The organism is Cupriavidus ulmosensis, from assembly GCF_977008105.1.
This window is the reverse complement of sequence record NZ_CDRMWP010000002.1, coordinates 1,255,678-1,276,802: the sequence shown is the minus strand read 5'-3', so window position 1 is coordinate 1,276,802 and position 21,125 is coordinate 1,255,678. Positions and strand designations below refer to the sequence as shown.

General features: G+C 68.3%; 19 protein-coding genes. 12 read left to right on the top strand and 7 right to left on the bottom strand.

The window, feature by feature from the left end; genetic code table 11:
• The first annotated feature begins 234 nt into the window (after positions 1 to 234).
• From ACWTPI_RS25340 to ACWTPI_RS25290, 11 genes are all read left to right on the top strand, one after another.
• A complete protein-coding gene (locus ACWTPI_RS25340; RefSeq protein WP_020205498.1) occupies positions 235 to 1,308 on the top strand; it encodes a porin in 1,074 nt (357 codons plus the stop codon).
• Between the two features lie 131 nt (positions 1,309 to 1,439).
• A complete protein-coding gene (locus ACWTPI_RS25335; RefSeq protein WP_020205497.1) occupies positions 1,440 to 2,135 on the top strand; it encodes a Crp/Fnr family transcriptional regulator in 696 nt (231 codons plus the stop codon).
• A gap of 91 nt (positions 2,136 to 2,226) precedes the next feature.
• Complete coding sequence (locus tag ACWTPI_RS25330) at positions 2,227 to 3,519, top strand: ABC transporter substrate-binding protein (protein WP_454733088.1); 1,293 nt, start codon at positions 2,227 to 2,229, stop codon at positions 3,517 to 3,519.
• 2 nt (positions 3,520 to 3,521) lie between these two features.
• The gene (locus ACWTPI_RS25325; protein ID WP_454733087.1) at positions 3,522 to 4,544 is read left to right on the top strand and encodes a branched-chain amino acid ABC transporter permease; all 1,023 of its coding nucleotides are present in this window, start codon (positions 3,522 to 3,524) and stop codon (positions 4,542 to 4,544) included.
• Positions 4,545 to 4,577: 33 nt separating this feature from the next.
• Positions 4,578 to 6,329 carry a branched-chain amino acid ABC transporter ATP-binding protein/permease gene (locus tag ACWTPI_RS25320; protein WP_454733086.1) on the top strand — a complete coding sequence of 584 codons (1,752 nt, stop codon included), beginning with the start codon at positions 4,578 to 4,580 and terminating at the stop codon, positions 6,327 to 6,329.
• Positions 6,326 to 7,087, top strand: coding sequence for an ABC transporter ATP-binding protein (locus tag ACWTPI_RS25315; RefSeq protein ID WP_454733085.1), 762 nt, complete (start codon positions 6,326 to 6,328; stop codon positions 7,085 to 7,087). The genes ACWTPI_RS25320 and ACWTPI_RS25315 overlap by 4 nt, the downstream gene beginning before the upstream one ends.
• Positions 7,084 to 8,475, top strand: coding sequence for an amidase family protein (locus ACWTPI_RS25310; protein ID WP_454733084.1), 1,392 nt, complete (start codon positions 7,084 to 7,086; stop codon positions 8,473 to 8,475). The genes ACWTPI_RS25315 and ACWTPI_RS25310 overlap by 4 nt, the downstream gene beginning before the upstream one ends.
• Before the next feature lie 98 nt (positions 8,476 to 8,573).
• Complete coding sequence (gene hpaD / locus ACWTPI_RS25305; RefSeq protein ID WP_231586596.1) at positions 8,574 to 9,581, top strand: 3,4-dihydroxyphenylacetate 2,3-dioxygenase; 1,008 nt, start codon at positions 8,574 to 8,576, stop codon at positions 9,579 to 9,581.
• Between the two features lie 35 nt (positions 9,582 to 9,616).
• The gene (locus tag ACWTPI_RS25300; RefSeq protein WP_043367136.1) at positions 9,617 to 10,036 is read left to right on the top strand and encodes a RidA family protein; all 420 of its coding nucleotides are present in this window, start codon (positions 9,617 to 9,619) and stop codon (positions 10,034 to 10,036) included.
• A gap of 48 nt (positions 10,037 to 10,084) precedes the next feature.
• Positions 10,085 to 11,575: a 5-carboxymethyl-2-hydroxymuconate semialdehyde dehydrogenase gene (gene hpaE / locus ACWTPI_RS25295; protein ID WP_454733083.1), complete on the top strand. Its 1,491-nt coding sequence runs from the start codon at positions 10,085 to 10,087 to the stop codon at positions 11,573 to 11,575.
• A gap of 163 nt (positions 11,576 to 11,738) precedes the next feature.
• On the top strand, positions 11,739 to 12,368 hold the full coding sequence (locus tag ACWTPI_RS25290; protein ID WP_454733082.1) for a uracil-DNA glycosylase family protein: 630 nt from the start codon (positions 11,739 to 11,741) through the stop codon (positions 12,366 to 12,368).
• A 40-nt stretch (positions 12,369 to 12,408) separates the two neighbouring features.
• Here ACWTPI_RS25290 and wrbA read toward each other — a convergent pair whose 3' ends face one another.
• The 7 genes from wrbA to ACWTPI_RS25255 all read right to left on the bottom strand — a co-directional run bounded on the left by wrbA (position 12,409) and on the right by ACWTPI_RS25255 (position 19,575).
• Positions 12,409 to 13,029, bottom strand: a complete 621-nt coding sequence (gene wrbA / locus ACWTPI_RS25285) for an NAD(P)H:quinone oxidoreductase (RefSeq protein WP_020205487.1) — start codon at positions 13,027 to 13,029, stop codon at positions 12,409 to 12,411.
• A 125-nt stretch (positions 13,030 to 13,154) separates the two neighbouring features.
• A complete protein-coding gene (locus ACWTPI_RS25280) occupies positions 13,155 to 13,832 on the bottom strand; it encodes a GntR family transcriptional regulator (RefSeq protein WP_454733081.1) in 678 nt (225 codons plus the stop codon).
• Positions 13,833 to 13,834: 2 nt separating this feature from the next.
• Positions 13,835 to 14,833, bottom strand: coding sequence for a 2Fe-2S iron-sulfur cluster-binding protein (locus ACWTPI_RS25275; RefSeq protein WP_454733080.1), 999 nt, complete (start codon positions 14,831 to 14,833; stop codon positions 13,835 to 13,837).
• A gap of 119 nt (positions 14,834 to 14,952) precedes the next feature.
• A complete protein-coding gene (locus ACWTPI_RS25270) occupies positions 14,953 to 15,432 on the bottom strand; it encodes a GlcG/HbpS family heme-binding protein (protein ID WP_020205484.1) in 480 nt (159 codons plus the stop codon).
• A 44-nt stretch (positions 15,433 to 15,476) separates the two neighbouring features.
• Positions 15,477 to 16,937, bottom strand: coding sequence for an aldehyde dehydrogenase family protein (locus tag ACWTPI_RS25265; RefSeq protein WP_020205483.1), 1,461 nt, complete (start codon positions 16,935 to 16,937; stop codon positions 15,477 to 15,479).
• Between the two features lie 75 nt (positions 16,938 to 17,012).
• Complete coding sequence (locus ACWTPI_RS25260; protein WP_454733079.1) at positions 17,013 to 17,744, bottom strand: TenA family transcriptional regulator; 732 nt, start codon at positions 17,742 to 17,744, stop codon at positions 17,013 to 17,015.
• A 292-nt stretch (positions 17,745 to 18,036) separates the two neighbouring features.
• Positions 18,037 to 19,575 (bottom strand): hypothetical protein, encoded by a 1,539-nt coding sequence (locus tag ACWTPI_RS25255; RefSeq protein ID WP_020207105.1) that lies wholly within the window; start codon positions 19,573 to 19,575, stop codon positions 18,037 to 18,039.
• Positions 19,576 to 20,095: 520 nt separating this feature from the next.
• Between ACWTPI_RS25255 and ACWTPI_RS25250 the strand changes: the two genes are divergently transcribed.
• Complete coding sequence (locus ACWTPI_RS25250; RefSeq protein WP_454733078.1) at positions 20,096 to 21,028, top strand: ornithine cyclodeaminase family protein; 933 nt, start codon at positions 20,096 to 20,098, stop codon at positions 21,026 to 21,028.
• Positions 21,029 to 21,125: the final 97 nt, after the last annotated feature.

Sequence of the window (21,125 nt, the reverse complement as noted above, 5' to 3'; positions counted from 1 at the left end):
CCACGACGCGCGCAGGCCGGCCCGCGGCGGCCGCCAGCCTAGCGGCGGGCCCGCCCTGGGCCCGGCCATTTCCAGCGAACCGCAAGACGCCAGATGCAACGGGGACGTGTCCCGCACACGCCCCGCGGGCCCTGTCGCGCCCGCGCCGGGCCGGCGCCCGGATGCAGCGATGCCATACCACAAGAGCCAGCAACCACAGCAATGACAAGAACGGGATCAACCAGGGAGGTCTTCATGCATTACAAGTTCAAGCCGGTGGTCAAACCGGCGATCATGGCCGCAGCCTTGCTGTGCGGCAGCGCGATGGCGCAGTCCAGCGTCACGCTCTACGGCATGGTCGACGCCTTCGCCGGCGCCAGCAAGGCCGGCGGCGGCCAGCGCGCCTACGGCGTCGACAGCGGCGGCATGCAGACCTCGTACTGGGGCGTGCGCGGCACCGAGGACCTCGGCAGCGGCCTCAAGGCGATCTTCGACCTCAACGGCTTCTTCCGCCCCGACGCCGGCAAGCAGGGCCGCTTCGACGGCGACCCGCTGTTTACGCGCAACGCCTTCGTCGGCCTGCAGAGCGACAAGCTGGGCGCGGTCCGGCTCGGGCGCAACACCACGCCGTACTTCATCTCGACGATCCTGTTCAACCCGCTGATCGACTCCTACACCTTCTCGCCGTCGATCTTCCACACCTACTTCACCGCCAGCAACGGCCGCGTGTTCGACCCGGGCATCATCGGTGACTCGGGCTGGAGCAACTCGCTGGTGTACTCCACGCCCACCATCGGCGGCCTCACCGCCAACGCGATCTACGCCTTCGGCGAGCAGCCGGGCAGCAACGGCCAGAACAAGTGGGGCGGCAACGTGCTCTACTTCAACGGCGGCTTCGGCGCCACCGTGGCGTTCCAGCAGGTCAAGTTCAGCAACGTGCCGGGCGACGTCACCTCGCCCGCCACGCTGGCCGGCTTCGACAAGCAGAACGCGGTGCAGGTCGGCGTGAGCTACGACTTCAAGGTGGTCAAGCTGTTCGCGCAGGGCCAGTACATCAAGAGCAGCGTGAACAACGCCACCGGCGACATCAAGCACACCAACGGCCAGATCGGCGCGTCCATCCCGGTCGGCGCGGGCAGCGTGCTGGTCTCGTATGCCTACGACAAGACCAGGAACGACGCGGCGGACTTCCGGCGCAATACCGCGGGCCTCGCCTACGACTACAACCTGTCCAAGCGCACCGACGTGTACGTGGCCTACTTCTACGACAAGCTGACCGACCAGTCGCACGGCGACAGCTTCGGGCTGGGGATGCGGCACCGGTTCTGATGCGGGCGCGCTCCGGGGCTGCCGCGGCCGGCGGCGAGTTGGGGCCAGGGATTACCCTTAAGACAGCGCCGGTCCCCAATGGTGGCCGTACAATTTCCGCCATGTAGTCGGACATGTCCACGGAAGGCCCCATGAGCAAAGGCACCGCTGAAGGCTTGTCGCAGTTCCTGGCGATGGAAACCTGGCTCCCGCAAGGCGAGCAGGCTGCCTATCTGCGTTCGCTGACGCACCTGGGCGAATCTCTCAGTCTGGAGAGCGGGGTCTGCCTGTTCAGCCAGGGGCAGATCGACCAGGCGTTCTACGTGGTGGTGGAGGGCCGCCTCCACGTTCACATGCTCAGCGAGGACGGGCAGGAATCCATCCTCAACATCATGGGGCCGGGCAGCGTCATCGGCGAAGCCGCGGCCTTCCTGCAGCGCCCGCGCTGCGCGTCCGCGCGCACCATGGAGCCTTCGCGACTGCTGCGGTTCGACATCCGGCGAATGCCGGCGATGGTCGCGAGTGATCCGACCTTCGCCATGGCCATGCTGTACCTGCTCAGCATCAAACAGCGCCAGGCCATCGAACGGCTGCGGCAGACCGTGTTCGATCCGCCCGAACAACGCATCGTCCAGTTCCTCGAGCAGTTCCGGGTAACACACCAGCATCCCGAATCCCCGGGGCGCGCGGTGGCCGTCGACCTCACGCATGAGCAGATCGGCCATCTCACCGACCTGTCCCGCGTTACCGTGACCCGCGTCCTCAACCGCTTCCGGCGTGACGGCGTCATTGCCTTCAGCGGCCGGCGCGTGCTCTTGCTGAAGTCTCTCGTTCAGCCCTCCCACTAGCGCCAGGCAAACACGCCGGCGCGGGCGCACGGCACCCCTTCGGGGGAAACCCCTAGGGCTGCTTCCCCCCTCTTGTATCGCCAGATACAGCGTGACGCGCCGCCCGCTGAGAGACTGCCCTCTCCACCAGCACGCAATCCGGCGCTTGCCTCCGAGTGGCAACGCGGCCGGCGCGAGCCGGGATCTTCGAGGGGGACAAGACATGTTGGGAATCAAGCGGTCCGCCGCGGCGCTCAGTCTCGCCGGCCTGGCGCTGGCCCACGCGGCAAGCGCCGATACGCGCCCGGAACTGCGCATCGGCGTGGTGAGTTCCATGACCGGCGGGGCATCGGCCATCGCCGCCGGCGCCGTGGCAACCATCAATCTGATGCAGGAGCGGCTGGGCCAGGACGCCGAACTCCCTTTCCGCGTCACGTTCGTCAAGTACGACGACGGCTCCGACCCGGCGCGCGCGGTCAATGCCGCGCGCAAATTGATCCAGGAGGATCGCGTTCATCTCGTCATCTGCTGCACGACGACGCCCGCATCGCTGGCGGTCAACAAGGTGGTCGAGGAGGAGAAGACGCCGAATCTGTCGCTGGCCTCGGCGGCCGCGGTGATCGAACCGGCCGATCAGCACCGCTTTACCTTCAAGACCCCGTTGACCGATCGCCTGATGATCGTCCGCACCGTCGACTACCTGCGCAGCAAGGGCTATCGCACGGTCGCCTTCATGGGCCTGGAGGATTCTTATGGCGAGGGCGGCTGGGTCGAATTCCAGCGCATCGCCGGCGAGAAAGGCATGAAGATCGTCTCGGCGGAACGCTTCGCGCGGGGCGACACCAATTTCACGCCGCAGGCGATGCGCGTAGTGCGGCAGAAACCGGATGCCGTGTACGTCCACGCCATCCCGCCTTCGTCCGCGCTGGCGCACGAAAGCCTGCGCCGGGTCGGCTTCGGGGGCGAGATCCTGCACGGTGCCGGCTCGTCCACCGCGGCGCTCATCGCCGTGGGCAAGAAGGCGATCGAGGGCGCCGTGGTCGGCACGGCCGCGCTCACCGTCTACCGGCAGCTGCCGGCCAGCCACCCGATCAAGCCGGTGGTCGAGCGCTTCGTCGGCCTGTATGAGGGCAAGTACGGCGCGGGCAAGGCCGACCTGTTCGCCGCGCAGGCCTACGACACCGTGAACATTCCGGTCGCCGCCTATCGCCAGGTCGTTGCCGCCGGCAAGGCCTCCGGCCTGGCCCAGGCCAGGCTCGCGTTGCGCGATGCGATCGAGCAGACGCGGGAATATGTCGGCGTCACCGGCATCTACAACTACAGCCCGCAGGACCACCTCGGCCTGGACGGGCGCAGCACCTTCCTCGCCATCGTCAGGAACGGCAAGTTCGAACTGCTGAAATGACCATGGACGCGCTCACCTCGCTGTTTCTGCTCGTGGATGGCCTGACCAACGGCGCCGTCTACTCCCTGCTCGGACTGAGCCTGGTGCTGGTCTACACCACCACGCGCGTGGTCAACATCGCGCAAGGCGAGTACATCACCTTCGGCGCATTGACCTACGCGAGCTTCCTGGAAAGCACGCTGGCGCCGGTCGCCTATGTGGTGGCCGCCGGCGGCGCCGTCTGCCTGCTGCTCGATCTGCGCCGCGCGCGCCACGGCCAGCGCAGCCTGCTGCGCCCGCTGGCGGGCTATCTCGGGGCCTTCCTCGCGCTGGCGGTGCTATGCATGCTGTCGCTGCGGCTGCCCTTTGCCGGACTGCGCATGCTGGCTTCCGTGGCACTGGTGGCGGCGCTGGGACCGATCGTCTATCGCCTCACCGTGGAGCCAAAGCCGGATAGTTCCACGGTGGTGCTGGTCATCATCGGCGTGGGGGTGGCGATGATCCTGCATCCGCTGGCGCTGCTGCTGTGGGGCCCCGACCCACGGCCGGTGCCCGCGCTCAGCGATGCGAGCCTCGCATTCGCCGGCATCGGCGTGGGCGCCCAGTCACTGTTCATCGTCGCCATCTCGCTGGCCGCGGCGCTGGCGCTGTATCTGTTCTTCCGCCACACGCTGGCGGGCAAGGCATTGCGCGCGGCCTCCATCAACCGCGAGGGCGCCGAGTATTGCGGCATTCCGGTCGTGTTCGCGGGCCGGCTCAGCTACTTCCTGGCGGCCGCGCTGTCCGGCCTCAGCGGCATGTTGCTGGCCCCGCTGGTGACTGCGCACTATGAAATGGGCTTTGTCGTTGGCCTCAAGGGCTTCGTCGGCGCCGCCATGGGCGGGCTGATCAACTATCCGCTCTCGGTGGCGGGGGTGTTCCTCGTGGGCGCGCTCGAATCCTTCGCGTCGTTTCTGAGCAGCGCATATCGCGACGCACTCGTCTTTGCCCTCGTCATTCCGATCCTGCTGTGGCGCAACCGCGGCGCCGCCGCGCACGACGAATGACGCGCCCCTGACAACTCCCTGGCTCGAAAGCGCATGCATTCCACCAAATCGATTCTTGTCGGCTCCACGCTGGTCCTGGCGACCATGATTGCGGTATTGCCGACCTACTACGCGGGGCTGCTTGCGCTGGCCGGCATCCACGCGATCGTCTGCCTTGGCCTGTCGTTCCTGCTGGCGGCCGGGCAGTTGTCCCTGGGCCATGCCGCGTTCCTCGGCACGGGCGCCTATGCCGCCGCCATTCTCACCCGGGACGCCGGCTGGCCGCCGCCGCTGGCCCTGGCTGCCGCCGTGGCCGGCTGCGCGGCGCTGGCCTGCCTGCTCGGACACCTGACGCTGCGCCTGCGTGGCCATTACCTGCCGCTGGCCACATTGGCCTGGGGCATGGCGATCCATGTCTGCTTCGGTGCCGCGACCGGGGTGACGGGCGGTGCTTCCGGCCTGCCGGACATCCCCGCCTTCAGCCTGCATGGCGCCGTGCTGGGCACGCGCGCCATGACGGCGCTCACCTGGGGTGTGGTGGCATTGTCCTTCCTCGCCTTCTGCCGCATCCATCGCGGGCGGATCGGAAGAGCCGCCGCGGCCATCAAGTCCAATCCGACGATGGCGAGCGCGTTCGGCGTCGACGTGGCCGCGGTGAAGATCCGGATATTCGTCCTGTCCGCCGCCATGACCGCGCTGGCTGGCGGCTTGTACGCGTTCTACATGCAATTCCTCAGTCCCGGTTCGTTTTCCGTCGGCGCCTCGTTCAACCTGCTGATCATGGTGGTTCTCGGCGGCGTGCTCCATCCGCTCGGCGCGCTGCTGGGGGCCATCGCGTTCACCGGCCTGGAAATCGGCGCGCAGTACCTGGTCGCCAGTCTGCTCGACCTGCCGGGACAGATGGAGAGCATGCTGTTCGGTGCGATTCTCATCGCCGCGCTGCTGCGCTGGCCGAACGGCCTGATGACCTGGGTGCGCGTGCCCCGCTCTGCCGCCGCGCCGGCAATGGAAGACCATGCGGTCTCGCCTGCCGGGGCGGACAGGTTGCCGGCGCGCGCGCTGCGCGTGGAGGCGGTGGAGAAGCATTTCGGGGGCCTCAGAGCGCTGCAGGGCGTGTCTATCGAGATCGGCGCCGCGCGCATCACCGGCCTGATCGGGCCCAACGGGGCGGGCAAGTCCACCCTGTTCAACGTCATGACGGCCGTGCTGCCCGCCACCCGGGGCCGGATCACCCTGGGCGGCGAGCCGCTGGCAAGGACATCGGCGCAGGTCGTCCGCCAGGGCGTGGCCCGGACCTTCCAGCACGTGCAACTGGTCGCGGAACTGAGCGTCCTGGAGAACGTCATGCTCGGCGGCTACATCCACGGCCGCGCCGGCCTGCTGGCGGCGGCGCTGGGCCGGGACCGGGCCGAGGAGCGCGCCCTGGCCGCGGCGGCTCATACCGCGCTGGCGCAGGTCGGGCTGGCGGCGGAGGCCGGGCGCCCGGTGGCCGAGCTGACCCTGGGCAGCCAGCGCCTGGTCGAGGTAGCCCGCGCGCTGATGGCGCATCCCCGCGTGCTGTTGCTGGACGAACCGGCGGCCGGCCTGCGCGAGCCGGAGAAGCGCGCGCTCGTCGCCCTCATGCGCAGGCTGCGCGACGAACAGGGGATGGCCATCCTGCTGGTGGAGCATGACATGAACCTGGTCATGGGCTGCGTCGACTACCTTTTTGTCCTGAACTACGGCGAGCTGCTGTCGCAAGGCGCCAGCGCCGAGGTGCAGCGCGACCCGGCCGTGGTCGCCGCCTATCTGGGAGCCGAGGCATGAGTACGCTGGCCGTGCGCAATCTCACCGTGGCCTATGGCCGGGTCAATGCCCTCGAGGATGTCAGCTTCGACGTGCCACAGGGGAAGCTGGTGACGTTGATCGGCGCCAACGGCGCCGGCAAGAGCACCTTGCTCAAGGCCCTGATGGGCAGCCTGCCCATCCATTCGGGCAGCATCGCGCTGGACGGAACCGCCATCGGGCATGCGCCGGTGGTCGAGCGCGTGCGCCGCGGCATGAGCCTGATCCCGGAAAAACGCGCGTTGTTCGGCTCGATGCGCGTCGAGGACAACCTGCTGCTGGGCGCCTACACCCGGTGGCGCCGGACCGATCTTGCGCGCGAGCTCGCGCGCATCTACACGTTGTTCCCGATCCTGCAAGCGCGCCGCGGCCAGTTGGCGGGGACATTGTCGGGCGGCGAGCAGCAGATGGTCGCCATTGGCCGCGCCCTGATCGCACGCCCGAAGATACTGCTGCTGGACGAACCCTCCATCGGACTGGCGCCGAAGATCGTCCAGCAGATCATGGAAGTGGTGGTGGCGCTGCGCCGCGAGGAAGGGCTCACCGTCATCCTGGTGGAGCAGAACGCCCGCCTGGCCCTGAGGAACGCCGACCTGGCGTATCTGATCGAACTCGGCCGCATCGTCAAGTCCGGCAGCAGCCAGGCGATGGCCGACGATCCCGATCTGTTGCGCAGCTACCTTGGCAGCGCCAGGCGGAACGAATGCGAATCCTCCGCCGTTCAGGGCCGGGCGGCATGATCCACCAAGCCAGTTTCCAGCGCCTGCGCGCGTTGTACCGCGACCGTGCGCTGACCCCGGTCGACGTCGTTCGTTCGGCCCTGGAGCATGCCGAGCGGGTCGATCCGGTCCTGAATGCCTTTGCGCTGATCGATCGGCAGCCGGCCCTGGTGGCGGCGGCGCAGTCCGCCAGGCGCTGGCGGCACGACACGCCGCTGGGGCCGCTCGACGGCATGCCCATCACTGTCAAGGAGTCCGCTTCCGTGCGGGGATGGCCGTCCCGCCGGGGATCGGCCACCACCGCCGACACTCCCGCCCCGGACACCACGGTCTTCGTGCGGCGGCTGCTGGCCTCGGGGGCAATATTGCTGGGCCAGACGCGCGCGCCGGAGTTCAACTGGAAAGGCGTGACCGACAGCCCGGCCTTTGGCATCACCCGCAATCCGTGGAACACGGCGCTCACGCCGGGCGGCAGCAGCGGGGGCTGCGCCGCGGCGGTGGCGGCCGGCGTGGTCCGCATCTCGCTGGGCAGCGATGCCGGCGGGTCGGTGCGTATCCCCGCGGCCTTCTGCGGCATCATCGGGTTCAAGCCGAATCATGGCCGCATCCCGCTGGCGCCGTTCCCCAGTACGTTTTCGCACCTGGTGCATGCCGGCCTGCTCGGCACGCACGCGCGCGACATCGCCGAAACCCTGCAGGTCGTCAGCGGCCCCAGCCCGGCGGACTGGACCTCGAACCTGGGCCAGGCGCTGCGGATATCCGCCGCGGGCACGCCTCCGGGCAAGCTGCGCATCGGCCTGCTCGCGCCGCGACGCTGGGCAGAAAGCGAACCGGCCGTCCACGCGGCCATGCACGGCATGCTCGTCCTCCTGGCCGACGGCGGCGCCTGCATCGAGGAGGTGGACTACGACATCCATGCGGCATCCCGGACCGCCGCAGAACTATACCGGCTGGGGTGCGCGGCCGCGGTCGCGGGCGTCCCGCCCGCCCAGCGCGCAAAGCTGGACCCCGGGCTCGTCGCGTTTGCCGGCGCCACCCGATGCGGGTCGATGCCGGAGTACCACGCCCTGTGCCGGCAGCGGGATGCGCACGCCGGCGCACTGGAGGCGCTGTTCGAGCGCGTGGACATGCTGCTGCTGCCCACTGTCCCGATCCGGGCCTTCCGCGCGGGGATGGACCAGCCGGAGCACTGGCCCGGGGCGGACTGGATGTCGTGGAATCCCTATACGCCGGCGTTCAACGGCGCGCAGGTACCGGCAATGTCCTATCCGCTCTGGACATCGGCCAGCGACGATCTGCCCGCGGGCATCCAGTTTGTCGCTCCACGCTACCAGGAAGGAAGACTGCTCGCCCTGGCGATGTGGCTGGAGAGCGTGTTGCCGCTGCGGCTGGCCCCGTTCGCCGCTTGAGTGGCGCTGTATCTCTGGATACAGCGCCACGCAAGCCACCACAAGAAAATCGATGACATCGAATCGCCGCTGGCAGCGGCATGGACAAGGAGAACCACATGGAGCGCAATATGGACGACATGAATTTCAACATCCTTCGCCTCGGGCATATCGAATACTTCGTTGACGACCTCTCCCGTTCGCGCGATTTCTACGTGGACGCGATCGGCTTGTTCGAGACCGAGCGCGACGAACGGCATGTGTATCTGCGCGCCATCGAAGATCGCGAGCATCACAGCATGGTGCTGACGCAGTCCGGCACGCCGGGCGTCGGCGCCATTGGCTTTCGGGTGTCCCGCGAGGAAGACCTGGACCAGCTCGCACGGAAGTTCCAGGCCCGGCAGTTGCCGATGCGCTGGCTCCAGCCGTGGGAAAAGCGCGGCCAGGGGCGCACCTTGCAGGTACAGGACCCGTTCGGCTTCCCGATCGAGTACTACGCCACCAAGCAGCCGGTGGAATCGCTGCTGCAGCAATACCACCTGCATCGCCACGGTTGTCCGACGCGGCTGGACCATGTGAACGTCCTGATGCCGGACGCGCAGGCCGGCTACGAGTGGTACACCCGCGAGCTGGGCTTCTTCTGCTCCGAGTACACGCAATCGGCTCCGCCCGACGACCACGTGTACGGCGCCTGGCTCTATCGCAAGCCCACGACGCACGATCTGGCGGTCATGACCGGGCCGGGGCCGACCATGCACCATGCCGGCTTTTCCCTGATGGAACCGATGGGCGTGATTCGCGCCTGCGATGCCCTGGCCGCGGCCGGATACGCCGACAACATCGAGCGCGGTCCGGCCCGCCACGGCATCTCCAACGCCCTGTTCGTCTACGTCCGCGACCCCGATGGCAACCGCTTCGAGCTGTACACCGGCGACTACCTTACCGTGGACCGGGACCAGCCGCCCAAGCGCTGGGAGCTCGACAACCCGCGCCGCCAAAGCCTGTGGGGCCCGCCGCCGCCGCGTTGCTGGTTCGAGGAGTCCATGCGCGTGACCTCCCTGGCGACCGGCGAACCCCAACCGGTACAGGCACCCACTACGCGCGCCATCCCCCTCTACGTCGAATGAAACCCTCGATCCGCCGCACGGAGAACAGCATCCTCATGAAGCGCGAAGTCATCATCCCTGCCACGGGCCTGCTGCCGCACCGCCCTTACTCGCCCGCGATCCGCGTCGACGACCTGCTGTTCGTTTCCGGGCATACCGGGTCCGATCCGGTATCCCGAGAAATTCCCGAAGGCATTGCCGCGCAAACCGAGCTGGCATTCCGCAATATCCGCGCGGTACTCGATGCCGCCGGGGCGAGCATGGCGGACATCGCCAAGCTGACGGTCTTCATGACCGACCTGGATGCCGACTTCCAGGGCATGAATGCCGTCTTTCGCCGGACCTTTCCCGAGTCTCCGCCCGCGCGCTCCACCGTCGGCGTGGCGCAACTGGCCCGCCCCGGCCTGAAGATCGAGATCGAAGCCGTCGTCGCGGTCGGCTCCGCCGGTGCCGGCCATCGCGCGCGCCTCCCGTAAGACACCATGCGGCACCGCCCGCCCGCTCACCGATCGAGAAGCCAAGCCATGATTTCCCACCTGATCAACGGCCGGTCAGTCGAAAGTCCGTCCGTCATTGAAAATCTGAATCCCGCCACGGGCAAGGTCCTGGCCGAGGTTGCCCGCGGCACCGAGAAGGAGATTGCCCTGGCCGTCGCCGCCGCCAAGGCAGCCTTTCCCGCCTGGGCGGGCCGGCCCGCCAGGGAACGCGCCCGCATCCTGCGCGACCTCGCCGCGCTGATCGAGCGCCATGTGCCGGAGCTCGCCGCGATGGAGACGGACGATACCGGGTTGCCGATCCAGCAGACCAGGCATCAACTGGTACCCCGGGCCGGCGAGAATTTCAGTTTCTTCGCCGAGGTTGCCACCCGCGCCAACGGCCACACCTATCCGGCCGACGACCGGATGCTCAATTACACGCTGTACCAGCCGGCGGGCGTGTGCGGCCTGATCTCGCCGTGGAACGTGCCGCTGATGAATGCCACCTGGAAGGTCGCGCCGTGCCTGGCCTTGGGCAATACGGCGGTGCTGAAGATGTCCGAGTTGTCGCCGATGACCGTCGACCGGCTGGGCCAACTGGCCCTGGAAGCGGGCGTGCCCGCGGGCGTGCTGAACATCGTGCATGGCTATGGCGCCGAGGCCGGCGATGCCCTGGTCAGGCACCCCGATGTGCGGGTGATCTCCTTCACGGGCGGCACGGCCACGGGACACCGCATCGCCGAGCGCGCGGGCATCAAGCGCCTGTCCATGGAACTGGGCGGCAAGTCCCCCGTGCTGGTGTTTGCCGATGCGGATCTGGACCGGGCGCTGGATGCCACGCTGTTCACCATCTTCTCGATCAACGGCGAGCGCTGCACGGCCGGCTCGCGCATCTTCATCCAGCGCAGCATCTACGACAGTTTCGCCCACGCCTTCGCCAAGCGCTCACAACGTCTGGTAGTGGGGGATCCGCGCGATCCGGCCACTCATGTCGGCGCCATGATCACGCGACAGCACTGGGAAAAGGTCACGGGCTACGTCGAGATGGCACGGCAAGAGGGGGCCACCGTCGCCGCGGGCGGCGCAGTGCCGCCCGGGCTGCCGGCGAGCATGCGGCATGGCAACTTCGTCCAGCCCACCGTCCTCACCAACGTCGAGAACCGCATGCGCGTCGCCCAGGAAGAGATCTTCGGCCCGGTGGCCTGCCTGATTCCGTTCGACGCCGAAGACGACGGGCTGCGGATGGCCAACGACATCCGCTACGGCCTGGCCTCCTACGTCTGGACGCGGGACATCGGCAAGGCTCACCGCCTGGCTCGCGGCATCGAGGCAGGCATGGTCTTCATCAACAGCCAGAACGTGCGCGACCTGCGCCAGCCCTTCGGCGGCATCAAGGATTCCGGCATCGGCCGCGAAGGTGGCGCGGCAAGCCTGGAGACCTTCTGCGAGATCAAGAACGTCTGCCTCTCGATGGGGCAGCACGAGATCCCCCGATGGGGCATCGCCGAGTCATCCGATGCGTCATCGATCGTTCGTTGAATTGCGGATCTTCGGCATGTGTCGTGGAGGATCCATCTGGCTCCAGCCTGCCGATCAGCCGCCTTCGCTCGACTCCGGCGGGAGCGACAGGCGCGCGCCCGTCGACCGGGATAGCGAATAGACTCTCGACAATGCCGACCGGCAGCTTTCGCCGCCAGACCCGATGCCGTACGCATTTCACGACGTGCCAGCCACCGAACCCGACCTTCCCGCCCTGCTCACCCAGGTCCGCGCCTGCCGCGTCTGCGCCGGCGCGCTGCCGCTCGGCCCGCGCCCGGTGGTCCAGGCCGCTGCCCCCGCGCGCATCCTGATCGTCGGGCAGGCGCCCGGCGCGCGCGTGCACGCCAGCGGCATCCCGTGGGACGACCCGAGCGGCGACCGGCTGCGCGAATGGATGGGCGTGGACAAGACGGTGTTCTACGACCCGGCGCGCATCGCCATCATCCCGATGGGCCTGTGCTATCCGGGACGCGGCGCCAGCGGCGACCTGCCGCCGCGCAAGGAATGCGCGCCGCTGTGGATGGACGCGCTGCTGGCGCGCCTGCCGCGCGTCGAACTGACGCTGCTGGTCGGGCAATACGCGCAGCGGCATTTTCTCGGCGCGGCGGCGCGCGAGGGCGTGACGGCCACGGTGGCCGGCTTTGCCGCGCACGGGCCGGCGTATCTGCCGCTGCCCCACCCGTCGCCGCGCAACCAGGGCTGGTTCAAGCACAACGCCTGGTTCGCGCAGGACCTGCTGCCGGTGTTGCGCGGGCGCGTGGCCGAGGTCCTGCGGAGCGCCGCGCAGGACTAGCCGCCTGCGCGCCCTCCCTGCGCGCCCTCCCTATGCGCGCTCAATGCGCGGCCAGCTTCGCGGCGATGGTGGCCACGTGGCGGCCCTGGTAGCGCGCGATGGCCAGTTCGTTCTCGCTGGGCTGGCGCGAGCCGTCCGCCGCGGTGAGCGTGGACGCGCCATACGGCGTGCCGCCGGTGATCTGGCTCATGTCGAGCAGCCGGGCCTCGGCGTAGGGCACGCCCACGATCACCATGCCCTGGTGCAGCAGCGTGGTGTGGAAGCTCGTGATCGTGGTTTCCTGCCCGCCGTGCTGGGTGGCGGTGCTGGTAAAGACACTGCCGACCTTTCCCACCAGCTTGCCGCTCATCCACAGGCCGCCGGTCTGGTCGAGGAAATTGCGCATCTGCGCGCACATGTTGCCGAAGCGCGTGGGCGTGCCGAACAGAATGGCGTCGGCGTCGGCCAGCTTGTCCGGCTCGGCCACCGGCACGTGGGCGAAGGCCGCGCGCGCGGCCTTGGCGCCGCTCTTTTCCAGCACCGCGTCGGGCACCAGTTCCGGCACCTGGAGCAGCGCCACTTCCGCGCCGTCGACCTCGCGCGCGCCGGCCGCCACGGCCTCGGCCATCTTGTAGACGTGTCCGTACATGCTGTAGAAGACCACCTGGATCTTGCAGGTCATGAGCACTCTCCTGTCGGAAAACGGGGAACGGGGAACGGCGGCATGCGATGCGCGCCGGCGCGCATCGCGCCCACTCCGTTGAGTCTAGGCGAAGCGCGGCCGCGGCGCGAAGGCGGCTGCGCGACTCATGCGCCGGCCTGCACCTCGGGCGCGACCGGCGTGGCGTCGTCCGCCGCGCTGTAGACGTGGCGCGTGGCCAGCAGCGCGGCGAGGTCGGCATCGCCGGCGATGACCGCCCGCAGGATCTGCGCGTGCTCGTCCCAGTTCTGCTGCGCGCGCAGGCGGTGCGCCGGCGCGAACACCAGCCCGGTGCGCTCGCGCAGCGAGCGCATCATCTCCTGCAGCACGCTGTTGGCGGCAATGTTGCCGAGCACCTCGTGGAAGCGGAAGTTGAGCGCGAGCAGGCGCTCCTCCTCGCCGCCGCGCGCGGCCGCCGTGCCCTCGCGCAATACCGCCTGCAGCTCCGTCACCAGGCGCGGGTCGCGGCGCTGCGCGGCCAGCTTGGCGTTGAGCCCTTCCAGCGTGGCGCGCACTTCCACCATCTCGCGCGCCATATGCTCCGACAGCCGCGCCACCGAGGCGCCGCGGCGCGGCTCGATGCGCACCAGCCCTTCGGCCGCGAGCGCGCGCAGCGCCTCGCGCACCGGCACGCGCGACACGCCGAGCTCCTCCGACAAGGCATGCTCCACGAGGCGGTCGCCCTGGCGGTAGACGCCGCCCACGATGCGCTGGCGCAAGGTATCCGTCACCTGCGCGAACAGCGGCGAATGGCGCGCGCCGAGGCTGCCGCCGGGCTGGTCCATGTTCAGGTGCGCTGGAAGGTGAAGCTGTCCGCGTAGATGTGCGCGCCGCTGGCGCCCAGGCCCATGAAGGTCTCGCGCGCGTCGCGGATCATGTCCGGCGAGCCGCACAGGTAGATGGCGTGCTCGGACAGGTCGGGCAGGTCCTCGGCCACCGCTTGCTGCACGTGGCCGCGGCGCCCGCTCCAGCCCTCGCCCGCGCGCGACAGCACCGGCACGTACTGGAAGTCGTACAGGCGCGCGCCCCACTGCTGGATCTGGTCGTGCAGGTAGAGATCGGCCTCGGTGCGCATGCCCCAGTAGAGCGACACCGGCGGGCAGTCCGGGTCGTCCATCAGCGATTCGAGAATGCTCTTGATCGGCGCCAGCCCGGTGCCGGTGGCCACCATCACCAGCGGGCGGTAGTCGTCCTTGCGGAAATAGAAGCCGCCCAGCGGCAGCTCCACGTCGAGCTGGTCGTCGGAGCGCAGGCCGGCCAGCAGGCGCTCGGTGAAGTAGCCGCCGGGAATGCGGCGCACGTGCAGGTCCACGATGCGGTCCTTCGGCACCGACGCCATCGAAAAGCTGCGCGCCACGCCGTCGCCGGTGAAGATCTTCAGGTACTGGCCCGGACGGTAGTCGAGCGCCTCGGCCTGCGGCAGCTCCAGCGTCAGGTGCACCACGTCGGCGCACAGCGGCTCGATCTTGCGGATCACCGCGGTGTGCCGCGCGGGCTCGACGCCGGGCTCGCCGGGCCGCGCGGTGCTGATCACGAGGTCGCTGGTGGGACGCGCCTGGCAGGCCAGCGCGAAGCCTTCCTCCTCTTCCTCCGGCGTCAGGCTCATGGGGTATTCCTCATAGGCCACCGTGCCTTCCACCAGCCTGACGCGGCACGTGGCGCAGCCGCCGAAGCGGCAGTCGTGGGCCATTTGCACGTTGGCGCGCAGGGCGCCGTCGAGCACCGATTCGTCGGCGCCGACTTCGAACGATTGCTGGGATTCGATGAGATGGATACGGTAAGACATGGCTGACTCGGCAATGCGTGAAAGGCGAAGGCGCGGCGTGCTGCCGGCGGTCTGCGCCCCTCTCCCGCACGCAGGAGAAGGGAGACAACAGTCGGCAGGCCGATTTGGCGGTTTCCTGCTTACTTCTTGATGTCGGCTTCGACCAGCACCTTGAGGTCGTCGCCGGCCAGCAGTTCCTGCAGCGCGGCCAGCGCGGCCACGCCGCAGGCGGTGTCCTGCTCGCCGTTGCCGCCGCTCAGGCCGATGCCGCCGATCACCTCGCCGTTGACCACGATCGGGAAGCCGCCGACGAACACCGCGAACTTGCCCTCGAAGCTCCACTGGATGCCGAACGCTTCGTTGCCCGGCAGCGCGGGGCCATTGGGCACCTGGTTGAACAGATGGGTGGAGCGCTTGTGGCCGGCGGCCGTGAAGGCCTTGTTCCAGGCGATCTGCGGGCCGGTGATGCGGGCGCCGTCCATGCGTTCGAGCGCGAGCGGATAGCCGCCGTCGTCGACCACGCAGATCGTTTCCAGCACGCCGATTTCCTCCGACTTGCGGATCGCGGCCGCCACCATGTGGCGGGCTTCCTTCAGTTCCAGCTTGATGGCTTTTCTCATGTCCTGCTCCTGCTTCCTGCTTGATGGGTTGAGTCCGCGCCGCCTCAGCAGCCGCGGTACACGGTCTTGATCTGCGTATAGAACTCCAGCCCGGCCCGGCCCGACTCGCGGAAGGTGGAGGTGCTGGACTGCTTGAGCCCGCCGAACGGCGCGTTGACCAGGTTGCCGGTGGTGGTGCGGTTGATCTTGACCGTGCCCGACTGGATGTCGCTGGCGAATTCGTGCGCGTAGCGCGGGTTGCTGGTCACGATGGCGGCGGACAGGCCGTATTCGGTGTCGTTGGCCTTGGCGATGGCGTCGGCGTAGCTGCTCACCTCGATGATGGCGATCACCGGGCCGAAGATTTCCTCGCGGGCGATGCGCATCTGCTGCGTGACGTCGGTGAAGATGGCCGGCGCGACGTAGAAGCCCTTGTCGAAATCGCCGCCGCTCAGGCGCTCGCCGCCGCACAGGAGCGTGGCCTCGGCCTTGCCGATGTCCACGTAGCCCAGCACGGTCTCGAGCTGCTTGCGCGTGGCCAGCGGGCCGAGGTCCATGCCCGGGGTCATGCCGCTGCCGATCTTGAGCGTGCCGACCTTGGCCAGCAGCTTCTCGGTATAGGCGGCCTTGACCGAGGCCATCACCAGCACGCGGCTGGTGCCGGTGCAGGCCTGCCCGCTCAGCGAGAAGCCGCCCTTGATGGTGAGGTCCACCGCGCGGTCGAGGTCGGCGTCTTCCATCACGATCAGCGGGTTCTTGCCGCCGAGCTCCATCTGCGTGCGCGTGCTCAGCGACACCGAGCGGTGGATGTGCTGGCCGGCCGCGGTCGAGCCGGTGAAGGAAATCGCGCGCACGGCCGGCGCCTCGGTGATGGCCGGGCCCACGTCGCCGGCGCGGCCGGTGATGAAATTGAGCACGCCCTTGGGCATGCCGGCCTCGACGAACGCCTGCGCCAGCCGGTAGCCGCTCAGCGGCGCGTCCGACGAGGGCTTGAACACCACCGTGTTGCCGGCGATCAGCGCCGGCGCGATCTTGCGCGCGGGAATCGACACCGGGAAGTTCCACGGCGAGATCACCGTCACCACGCCGAGCGGCTCGCGCTGGCTGTAGACCAGCATGTCGGGGTCGTCCTGCGGATAGGTCTCGCCCGCGAACGACTGCCCTTCCACGGCGTAGAAACGGATGGTCTGCGCCGAGCGCAGGACTTCGTCCTTGCTCAGGCCGAGCGCCTTGCCTTCCTCGCGCGTGAGTTCCTCCGCGATCTGGGCGGCGTTGGCTTCGAGCCAGTCGGCCGCGCCGTTGAGGATCTTCGCGCGCTTGCCGATCGGGGTCTTCTTCCACGCCTCGAACGCCGCCGCCGCGGCGGCTACCGCGGCCTGCGCGTCTTGCGCCGTGGAGGCCTGGAAGCGGCCGACGATATCGTCCGTGTCCGCGGGGTTGACGTTGTCGAAGGTGCGCCCGCTGGCGCTCTTGGTCCATTCGCCGTTGATGTGGTTGGCGAATTCGTCTGTCTTGGTTACTGCCATGATGTGCAAGCCTTTCGTCCGGTCAGGCCCCGCGCGGGGGCCGTCGATGCCAATGCAGTCGTGCCTTGTCCTCGTTCAGGCGGCGAGTTCGAGTTCGGGCAGCGGGATTTCGCGGGCGACGTAGTCGTGATAGAGCGCGGTGGTGTAGAGCAGGCGCATCTGAGCGCCGATCTCGCAGATCTTCAGGCAGCGCTGCTGCAGTTCGGGCGTGGTGGCGTGCTCGAGGACGATCTGGTAGCCGCGCTCGCCGTGGATCTCGTCGGAGACGATGTGCAGGTCGAAGAATTCGACTTCCTCGTCGGTGAAGCCGTACTTCTCGCGCAGCGTGGGGGTCTGCTTGCGGTAGATGGAAGGCACCTGCGATTCCAGGCCGACCACGAGTCCGGCGACGGCGACGATGGGGTCCTCGCGCATGGCGACGGCGTAGCACCAGCTTTGCAGGCCGCGGGTGGTGGCGGACATGTTGTCGGGGTCGATGACACGCTCGCGGGTGGTGCCGCAGGCTTCGGCGAAGCGGATGAGCAGGTCGGTGTGGCGGTCGCCGCCGATTTCCTCTTCATACATATTGGCGAGCAGGAAGTCCTTGGCTTCGGTGAAGCGGTCGGGGGTGCGGGCGTAGATGTAGGCGAGGTAGTCGGCGAAGGGGCCGACGTAGTGGTAGTGGTTCTCGGCCCAGCGGGCGAGGTGATCGCGGGAGAGCTTGCCGCTGGCCCAGGCGATGCTGAAGGGGGCCTTGTTGGCGCTCTTGCCCTTGATGGCGTTTTCGAGCGCGGTGCGGAAGACTTTGCGGTTCATGAGTTCGGGCATTTGGGGGCTCCAGGGTTGGGATCGCGTTGGAATCGGGCCGCTGTGGCCCTGCCGGTGAATCAATGTGTAGATTGTATACTATCTACCGGGTTGACCAAGGTCAATGAGTTTCTTGCGGAATCGGGGATGGTTTTTTCGGCGAGGCAGGAAGGCGCCGCGAAAGCGACGAGGGCGGCGGCGCCGGCAGGCACGGCCGCCCTCGAAAACAGGCAGTGGCGAAGATGCAGCCCGAGGAAAGCAGCCCGAGGAAGCAGCCCGGAGCCACCCCGTTCAGGCCAGTCAGGTGGTCAGGTCAGTGCCAGATCAGCATCGCGCAGACCGTGGAGACACCGAGCCCGATCAGCACCGGCAGCAGCAGCGCGCGCACCGCGTCGAGCACCGGCACGCGCGCGAAACCCGCCACCGCGATCAGCGAGGACCACGCGATCAGCGTGCCGCCGCCGGTCCAGACCGCGCCCATCTGGCCGATCGCCGCCAGCGTGGCCGAATCGAAACCGACCACCGGCCCCAGCGCGCCGGCCAGCGTGCCGGTCAGCGGCAGCCCGGCAAAGCCCGAGCCGTCGATGCCGGTGATCATGCCCACCACCAGCACGCCGAAGGCGACCAGCACGTGGTTGTCCGGAATCATGTGCTGGTAGGCCTGGATCAGCTCGAACAGCAGGCTGGGCGCGCGGTCGGCGCTCACGCCCAGGATCTGCGCGGCGGTCTCGCCGGCGCCGACGAAGAAGAAACCGGCGATCGGCAGCACCGAGCCCATCGCCTTGAAGGCGAACACGAAGCCGTCGGTGATGTGCTCGGGACAGACGTCGAGCATCTTGCGCGGGCCTTCGGCGGCCAGCGTCGCCAGCATCATCAGCACGGCCGCCACGCCGCCCACCAGCGCCGCGGCGTCGCCGCCCTTGAGCTCGGGCAGGCCGGTGCCCATCTTGGGCAGCACCATCACCGCGACCACCGCCAGGAAAGCCAGCGGCGTGACGATGGCGAAGCACTTCGACCACTTCACGCGGCGCTGCGCCACCATCGACAGGCTGCGCTCGATGTTGGAATCGGTGACGAGCGGCTCCTCATGCTCGGTGCCGCGCGCGATCTCCGCCTTGTCGAAGGTGCCGGAATGCTCCAGTTCGGCATCGGTGCCGCTGGCGCGCGCCTGCCACTTGGTCAGCAGGCTGCCGCTGGCCGGCACGATGTGCCGGCGCATCGACAGATACGCCAGCGTCAGCGCGATGCCGCCCGTGATGATCGACAGCACCAGCGCGCGGTCCGCCACCACCGCGGCGCTGACCGCGGCGCCGGCGGCCTTGGCGCTGATGCCCGGCGCCACGCCGATCACGTAGTCCGACGACAGCGCCATGCCCTGCCCCGCGATGGCGATGGCCATCGCGCCGGCCAGCGGCGGCAGCCCGGCCGCGATCGCCGCCGGCAGCAGGATGGCGGACACCAGCGGCACCGCCGGCGTGGGCCAGAAGAACAGCGAGATCACGTAGGTGATGCCGGCCAGGATGAAGAAGGCGGAATGCCCGTTCTTCATCACCACGCGGAATGGCTCGACCATGCGGATGTCCGAGCGCAGCGTCTTGAGCGAATTGAGCAGCGCCGTCATGAAGGCGATGACCAGGAAGATGTTGAACAACTCCTTGGCCGCCACCAGGCTGGCCGAAAAAATGCCTCCGAGCGCCGAGACCGGGCTGCCGGTCAGCGCGAACACCACCAGGAACGTACCCAGAATCGAGGGTACGACCACGTTGGCCCGCAGGATCATGGTCAGGACGATGACCGCCACGCCCAGTAGATAGATCCAGTGTGCCGCGCCAATCACTGCTTCGTGTTGCATGTATTCCCCTTGGATCCTTGCCTGTAGAGACCTGTGTGCTGTTTTCTCTGGGTGCTATCGCTGCCCCATGAACGTATACTATATTCTTGATCGAGGTCAAAACAAGCGAAATCTGAAAGGATTAGGGAATGCCCCCGGATTGGTGCGAACCCTTATATTTTCGCGCTAAAACAGGGATTTCCAGCACCTTTTGAGAGCAGGCCTACGTTATGTGCGTTTCCGGCAGATGCCTTCATCTCGTATTTTATGTAGACTGTATACAAATAGACGTAAGAAAGCGCAGCCGGCGCCTGTTGCCGGCCCGTTCCCGCCGCCCCGACCGCACATGACATCCGCATTTCCGCCTCCCGCCGGCGTCACCGCCCCGCCATCCGGCCCGATGGGGATGCCGCGCGCAGCCGGTGAGCCGGACAGGCGCGCCCGCCGCCTCACCGGCTGCGACGCAGGCGGTTCCGACCTGATCGACCGCCACCCAATCCATTAACCCATCGCGCCCCCGCGCCACCCGAGGAAACACACCATGCTGCATATCACCGACGAGATGATCGACCGCCACGTCAGCCCCGCCGACGTCCAGCAAGTCATGCTGGACGCCTTCCGCAGCTTCGGCGAAGGCAAGGCCGCCATGCAGGAGCGCATCCGCACCGAGGCCGGCGGCGTGAAGCTGTCGACGCTCGGCGCCGTGATCCCCGAGCAGCAGGTGGCAGGCGCCAAGGTGTACACCACCATCGACGGCCAGTTCTCCTTCGTGATCCTGATCTTCTCCACCGAGGACGGCCGCCCGCTGGCCTCGTTCGATGCCGGCGCCATCACCCGCCTGCGCACCGCGGCCTGCTCGGTGCTGGCCGCGCGCCACCTGGCCCGCGCCGGCGCCGAGGTGCTGGCGCTGTTCGGCGCCGGCACGCAAGGCGTGCAACATGCGCGCCAGCTCGCCGCGGCCCTGCCGCTCAAGCGCATCCTGCTGTCCGACCCGTATGCCGATGCCGCCATGCCGGAGCGCCTGGCGCAGTGGTGTGGCATCCCGGTCGCCTTCGCCGAGCCGGACGAGGCCGTCGCCCAGGCCGACATCGTGGTCACCGCCTCGCGCTCCACCACGCCGCTGTTCTCGGGCCGCTCGCTCAAGCCCGGCGCCTTCGTCGCCGCGATCGGCTCGAGCCTGCCGCATACCCGCGAACTCGACGACGTGGCGCTCGCGCGCGCCAGCAAGCTGGTGGTGGAGTGGCGGCCACAGTCGATGCGCGAGGCCGGCGACATCGTGCTGGCCGATCCCGCCGCGCTGCCGGCCGACAAGATCGTCGAACTGGCCGACGTCGTGACCGGCAAGGTCCGGCCGCGCGCCAGCGAGGCGGACGTGCTGATCTACAAGTCGGTCGGCGTGGGCCTGGAGGATGTGGCGCTGGCGGGCTTCGCCTACCGGAAGGTGCGCGAGGCGGGTGAACTCAAGGTCGCCTGAAGCGGAAAAACGCGCCGGACGCCGAAAAAATCCGAAAACCGGGTTGACCTTGGTCAACCCGGTAGATAGTATACAATCTACACATTGATTCACCGGC